The organism is Pelovirga terrestris, assembly GCF_014773365.1.
GTDB classification, from domain to species: domain Bacteria; phylum Desulfobacterota; class Desulfuromonadia; order Desulfuromonadales; family Geopsychrobacteraceae; genus Pelovirga; species Pelovirga terrestris.
Genome location: NZ_JACWUN010000016.1, coordinates 77620 through 84342, shown reverse-complemented (window position 1 = coordinate 84342; position 6723 = coordinate 77620). Strand labels below are relative to the sequence as shown.

Here is a 6723-nt window from a genome sequence, read left to right as displayed (position 1 = left end):
TCAATAAGATGATGCTTATGTTGATACATGCGACACTTCAGGTCGCTGGTAACGCCGGTGTACAACGTGCCGTTTTTCTTGTTGGCCAGAATGTAAACGTATGCTGTTTGGGTCATTATCCCCCCCCAAAAAAAATGGATTCTGCGACTACGCTTCGCTCCGCGCAGAATGACTCCCGCTCTTTTCCATCAACGTCCTTCTTTGTCATCCTGGGCGAAGTCGCAGGATCCATTTTGGGATGATGCTATAATTGCTCAGTCCACCCAGTCCGCAGCAAGATCCGCCCAGTCGGGGTTGTCTCTTTCAATCAGTGTCGTCTTCCACTGCCTGTTGCGGTTTTTGATTTTCTTTTCGAGGCTGATAGCTGCCGAGATATCTTCTCCCTGCTCAAACCAGACCAAACGGGTCACGTCATACTTCCTGGTAAATCCCTCAATAAGATGATGCTTATGTTGATACATGCGACACTTCAGGTCGCTGGTAACGCCGGTGTACAACGTGCCGTTTTTCTTGTTGGCCAGAATGTAAACGTATGCTGTTTGGGTCATTATCCCCCCCCCAAAAAAAAATGGATTCTGCGACTACGCTTCGCTCCGCGCAGAATGACTCCCGCTCTTTTCCATCAACGTCCTTCTTTGTCATCCTGCGCGAAGTCGCAGGATCCAGACTATTAGCAGGTCGCATCGCTCGCGAACTTCTAACCGTTATAGCTGGAGCGAAGTGAATAACCAAATTACATATTAGCGCGAAAGTAAAAAGCACAATACCTAAAGCTCTTCCAGCCCCCAAAGAACTAGATTGCCATCCAGATCATGCGCAGTGCCAGCACCGTCAGCAGAAATTTAATCACCCAACGCAGAACATCTCCGGGGGCGCGACGCCGTATTCTGGTGCCGAACCAGGAACCGGCCGTTACAGAGATAACCATCCCGGCAATGAGGGGGAGGTAGGAAGCAAAGGCGAAGCCGATCAGACCGAAGATGGCAATCTTCACCAGATGTACAGCTGTCATCAGGGCGGCCATGGTGGCGACCGCCTGACTGCTGCTAAGGCCGTGGCGCAGCAGTACCGGCATATTTAATGGACCGGTGGCACCGACAAACAGGGTAATAAAGCCGTTGACCAGTCCCAGGGTGAAAAACTTGCCCGGCAACTTGAGGGTTGCAGGTCCCTGCGGGAGCCAGGTCAATAGCAGGATAAACAATCCTAGCGGCAGCGGCAGAGCTGTAGCCGGAAACGATTGTAGTACCGGCAATCCACAGCTTCCTCCGAGAATGACCCCCACGACGAAAGGAACAAGGAGGCCGATCACCAATTCGCTGCGACCGAACCAGGCGCGGCTCAGGTTACTGCATAGCTGCACCATGCCATGAACCGGAATGACCGCGATGGGTGGAAGAATCATGGTCATCAGCGCGAGCAGCAACAAGCCGCCACCGAGACCAACAACCGCCGTCAGGGTCGAGGTGAAAAAAGCTACAATAATCAGCAGTAATTCGCCGTTCATAGACAGCTTTCGGTTACCAGCTACACGCGATTTTTACGTAACTCAGCCAGACGGTAAAAGGTGCCGCGCCAAAAGATCCCACCCTGCAGCAGGTTGAGGGTCATTGTCCGCAATGAGATGGCACAGAGCACAAGGACCGCAAAAGGGAAGCCGATCAATTGCCGGCGGGTCGTGTTAAAGCGCCTGGCGCTGACCCCTAGCAGCAGGCTCAAGCTCAGCACACTCAGCAGCGACAGTAACCAGGGGAGGCCGCTGGTTAAAAGCAGAGCCACATAAGGCCAGACGAACAGGGTCAAACCCACTGCAATCCCGCCAACAGTGGCTCCAATGCGGTAGTCGGATCCGGCAAAGAGGTTTTTCTCAAGACCAACAATCATCTCTTTGATACTGCCATACCACTGCACGCTAATCAGTTCGTGACCATAGGCAAATTGCTGCCGATAGCCGGCGTCCTTGACGATTTTACCAAGCTTCAGATCATCGTCCGGGCGCAGCCGGATGCGGCGGTGGCCATCAATCTGCCGGTAAACGCAGGTACGAACCAGGTTAAATGCGCCAACGCCGATGTGACAACGGTTGCGCGGGTCGGCAACTTTCCACGGGCGGGTATAGAGTCCGAAAAAAAAACCAAAACAGGCCGCAAGCAGAGTCAGCAGCATTCCAGGCATTTTCAATCCCGGGCTGACAGCAAGATGATCGATTTGTTGTTGTTCCAGCAGGCTGACGGCCTTTTGCAAGGTCTCAGGGACCATGATGATGTCAGCGTCGGTGAAAAGCAGCAGTTTGCCGCCGGCAATCCGGCTGCCCTGCCACAAGGCATGATTTTTTCCGAGCCAGCCGCCGGGCAAATCATCAATGGTAAGCGTCTTTAGTTGCGGGTGGTTTATCGTCATCTGCGCCAGAATGTTGCCGGTGCCATCGCTGGAGCGATCATTGACGACAATGACCTCGAATTCGGGATAGTCAATAAGCAGTAAAGACCTCAGAGCCGCTTCCATCTGTTCTTCCTCATTGCGGGCAGCAACAATAATTGACAGGGAAGGGAGTTGTGAGGGCGCAAGGGGAGTGACCTGGCGCAGATTGATCAGATGACGGGCGGCGTAGATCAACTCAAATGTAATCAACAGATGAATAATAAGAATGCCGAGGTTGACCCAGAATAGCATAATGCCCTTTTTTTGATGCTGTTGCTCCAGTATGAGGAAGATATGTCTAGCGGATACCAAAGGCTATGGTACTCTTTTGATTAAGACAATACAAACACCCTCGTCCCAGGAGACCGCCCTTGAAAGAGCTGACTGAGCGCATCGTTAACCTATTGGCTGCCGGCACACCACTGGATCGTCGCAGTCTGGCGGAGCATCTGGCGTTGCGCGGCGCCGAGCGCAAAAAACTCACACGCACTCTCAACCAGTTGACCACGGCTGGAACCTTGGAGCGGCGACGGGGGAGCTACAGGTTGAATGCTGACCGGCAGGCTGTTGAAGGCATTTTTAAGCGTACCGATCAGGATTATGGTTTTGTCAGCATAGCTGGTCGTGAAGATCTATTTATTCCGGCTCAGCATGTCGGTTCCGCTATGGATGGGGATAGGGTCCAGCTTGAAGTGCGGCAATCGTCCCATGACCGACGGCCTTTTGGGGTGATTACGGCGATACTGGATCGGGCTCGGTCACATCTGGTTGGGGTGTTACGGACCAGCAGTGAGGGTGGGTTGGTTGTTCCCCAGGATCGTTTTGCCGGTCCGCCAGTGCGGGTTGGTAGGACGCAGAATTGTCAGGAGGGCGATCTGGTCGAGGTGCTGATTGAGCAGTACGCAGAGCGGGGTCATGCCGCACAGGGGAAAATAGTCGAGCGTCTGGGGCGTTTCGGTGACCCCCATACCGATGTGATCAGTGTCTTGCGCAGTAAGAAAATTCCCGAGGCTTTTTCGGCTGAGACCCTGGCGACAATTGCCACCATACCAGCGCAGGTCGAAAATGAAGATCTGGTCGGCAGAACCGATCTTCGTCCATTGCCCCTGGTGACTATCGATGGTGAAACTGCGCGCGATTTTGACGATGCGGTGCTCGTAGAAAAGCAACAGAATGGCAACTATTGCCTGTGGGTCTGTATTGCTGATGTTGCTCATTATGTGCCGGTTCGTGGCGCCATCGACCTGGATGCCCGGGAGCGCGGCACCAGTGTGTACTTTCCCGGTTTTGTTGTCCCCATGTTGCCGGAAGCGTTAAGCAATGGCATCTGTTCCCTCAACCCGGATGTTGATCGTCTGGTCATGACGGCCGAGCTGATTATCAGTCCGGAGGGCAAGACCCTGAAGACAACATGTTACCCGGCCGCCATGAACAGTCATGCGCGCCTGACCTATACCCAGGTTGCCGCTTACCTCGAAGACGGCGATAGCGAGGCAGTGCCGGTCGGCATTCAGGAGTCCTTGCAACAGATGGCGGAGCTGGCCAAGATTCTGATGCAGATGCGCTTTGCCCGAGGCAGTCTCAATCTGGATCTGCCCGAAGTGGAAATCCGTGTTGATGACAGCGGTCGACCACTGGAGCTGGTCAAAATTGAGCGCAACATAGCCCATTACCTGATTGAGGAGCTCATGCTCGCGGCTAACGAAGCCGTCGCCCACTATCTTACGGAGCAGGAGTGGCCATTGCTCTATCGTGTCCATGGGGAGCCGGACGAGGCCAAGCTGGAAGCTGTGCAGCAGCTGGCCGCCAATTGCGGACATGGCTTGGTCCTGGGAAAAAATCTTCATCAGTCTCTACAGCAATTGCTGACCGAGGTTTCCGCTAAACCGGAAGGACGTTTAATCAGCGAGCAGTTGCTGCGCAGTTTGCAGCAGGCGGTTTACACTCCTCACAATGAGGGGCATTTCGGGTTGGCGGCGGAAGAATACTGTCATTTTACTTCACCCATCAGACGTTATCCCGATCTACTGGTGCATCGGGTTCTCAAGCAGGCGCTGGCTGGTGCAGCTAGAAACAGTGCGCCGGCGATAGCGTTACTCGAAACCCTGGGCACCGAATGTTCTTATCGCGAACGACGTGCCATGGAGGCCGAACGTGATCTGGCCGATTTGCGGCGTTGTCAGTTGATGGAAGATCGGGTTGGCGAAACCTTCACCGGGGTTATTTCCACCGTAACGGAATTCGGATTTTTTGTTGAGCTGGATGATAACCTGATCGAAGGGCTGGTGCATGTGCGTGCCCTGACCGGCGACTTTTATCATTATGATCCAACCACCCTGACCTTGACGGGGGAACGCAGCCGCCAACAGTTTCGCGTCGGAATGTCTCTGGAGGTCAAATTGGAACGGGTCGACACGGTTCGACGACGGATTGATTTCAGCCCGTTGGTCATTCCGGAGAGCAATAAAGATGAAGTGCGCAAGAAGAAAACCGGACCAACCAAAAAGCATAAAAAGCCGTCTTCAGGCCGCCGAAACAAGTAACTTTGACAAAAAATGTGAATTTTCTTTATTGAAAAAACAGCTAACTTGAACAGAGATTACTTTAACCTTAGGCCTTGCATGCGTTAATTAACGCATTGGTTGAGCTGTCATGACTGGTTACCGGTCCTTCTGTGGTTAGATCCTGTAAGATTGATTTGGCCAGTTGCTTGCCCAATTCAACCCCCCATTGATCAAAAGAATTAAGATTCCAGATTGCCCCCTGGGTAAATATTTTATGCTCATAAATGGCAATCAGGCTGCCCAGGGCATGGGGCGTCAGTTGATCCATCAAGATTGCTGTACTGGGGCGGTTGCCGGGGAAAACCTTGTGGGGGAGCAGCAGCTTGATGTCTTCTTTGCTGTGTCCTTCAGCTTCAAGTTCCTGCAGTGCTTCTGCTTGCGATTTGCCGCGCATCAGGGCTTCAGGTTGAGCAATAAAGTTGGATAGCAATAATTGGTGATGGTCACCCAGGGGATTATGGCTTTTCACCGCGGCAATAAAATCGCTGGGAATCAATTTGGTGCCCTGATGGATCAGTTGATAAAAAGCATGTTGGCCATTGGTTCCAGGCTCACCCCAGATAATCGGACCGGTGGAGTAATCGACGGGTTCACCGCTTAAGGTCACAGATTTTCCGTTGCTTTCCATGTCGGCCTGCTGCAGGTACGCCGCAAAGCGATGGAGGGACTGGTCATAAGGGAGAATCGCCAGCGAGTCAGCACCAAAAAAATTATTATACCAGATGCCGATCAGCCCCATCAAAACCGGAATATTCTTCTCAAAGGGCTGGGTCCTGAAGTGCTCATCGGCCAGATGTGCCCCCTCGAGCAAATCCTCAAATTGATCCATGCCGATGGACAGGGCGATGGACAGGCCAATAGCAGACCAGAGGGAATAGCGACCACCAACCCAGTCCCAGAAAACAAACATATTGGTCGGGTCAATGCCAAACTCACACACCTTGTCGCGGTTGGTCGAGATGGCGACAAAATGCCTGGCAACTGCACGTTCGTCAGCAAGCTTCTCGACCAGCCAGCGGCGAGCCGAATGGGCATTGGTCATGGTTTCCTGGGTGGTAAAGGTTTTGGAAGCAATAAGAAACAGGGTCGTTTCCGGGTTCAGCTCGCGTAAGGTGTCGCACAGGTGAGTGGCATCGACATTGGAAACAAAATGAACCTTGAGGCGCTCATGCCGGTAAGGTTTGAGTGCTTCCGTCACCATCAAGGGACCCAGATCGGAACCGCCAATGCCGATATTGACGATATCGCAGATCGCTTTGCCGGTGGCGCCGCGCCATTGACCATTACGCACCTGATCGCTGAAGGTCCGCATCTGACCTAGCACCCGGTTGACTTCCGGCATGACATCATGGCCATCGACCAGAATCGGCCGGTTTCTTCGATTGCGCAGGGCGGTGTGGAGTACGGCGCGATGTTCAGTGGTGTTGATGATGTCACCGCGGAACATTCCCCTGATTTTATCTTTCAGCGAACACTCTTGGGCGAGATCAATAAGCAATTCAAGGGTTCTGTTCGTCATACGGTGCTTGGAAAAATCGAACAGGGTGCCGCCCAAACGAAAAGAAAAGCGCCGACAACGATCAGGATCATTCGCGAACAGGTTGCCTAAATGGATGACTTCCATGGCTTCAGCATGCTGCTGCAGGGATTTCCAGGCAGGTAAACCGGTTAGTGCGGACATAAATACCTCGTCGTTAGAGTATGGGCGGCAGGGGACACACATGTTATTTTTACCATC

6 protein-coding genes are annotated in these 6723 nt (G+C 53.0%); 1 reads left to right on the top strand and 5 read right to left on the bottom strand.

The genetic code is table 11. The features are described 5' to 3' along the window. The 4 genes from ICT70_RS12845 to ICT70_RS12830 all read right to left on the bottom strand — a co-directional run. The coding region (locus ICT70_RS12845) for a GIY-YIG nuclease family protein (RefSeq protein WP_191157273.1) at positions 1-116 on the bottom strand (116 nt) is incomplete at its 3' end. 138 nt (positions 117-254) lie between these two features. Next, on the bottom strand, positions 255-548 hold the full coding sequence (locus ICT70_RS12840) for a GIY-YIG nuclease family protein (protein ID WP_191157271.1): 294 nt from the start codon (positions 546-548) through the stop codon (positions 255-257). Between the two features lie 245 nt (positions 549-793). Then, a complete protein-coding gene (locus ICT70_RS12835) occupies positions 794-1507 on the bottom strand; it encodes a sulfite exporter TauE/SafE family protein (RefSeq protein ID WP_191157269.1) in 714 nt (237 codons plus the stop codon). 20 nt (positions 1508-1527) lie between these two features. Continuing rightward, the gene (locus tag ICT70_RS12830; RefSeq protein ID WP_191157267.1) at positions 1528-2673 is read right to left on the bottom strand and encodes a glycosyltransferase family 2 protein; all 1146 of its coding nucleotides are present in this window, start codon (positions 2671-2673) and stop codon (positions 1528-1530) included. A 119-nt stretch (positions 2674-2792) separates the two neighbouring features. Here ICT70_RS12830 and rnr point away from each other — a divergent pair, with 119 nt between their 5' ends. After that, positions 2793-4964: a ribonuclease R gene (gene rnr, locus ICT70_RS12825; RefSeq protein WP_191157265.1), complete on the top strand. Its 2172-nt coding sequence runs from the start codon at positions 2793-2795 to the stop codon at positions 4962-4964. Positions 4965-5031: 67 nt separating this feature from the next. Here the strand turns inward: rnr and pgi are convergent, their stop codons facing one another. Then, on the bottom strand, positions 5032-6666 hold the full coding sequence (pgi, locus tag ICT70_RS12820) for a glucose-6-phosphate isomerase (RefSeq protein ID WP_191157263.1): 1635 nt from the start codon (positions 6664-6666) through the stop codon (positions 5032-5034). Positions 6667-6723 lie beyond the last annotated feature (57 nt).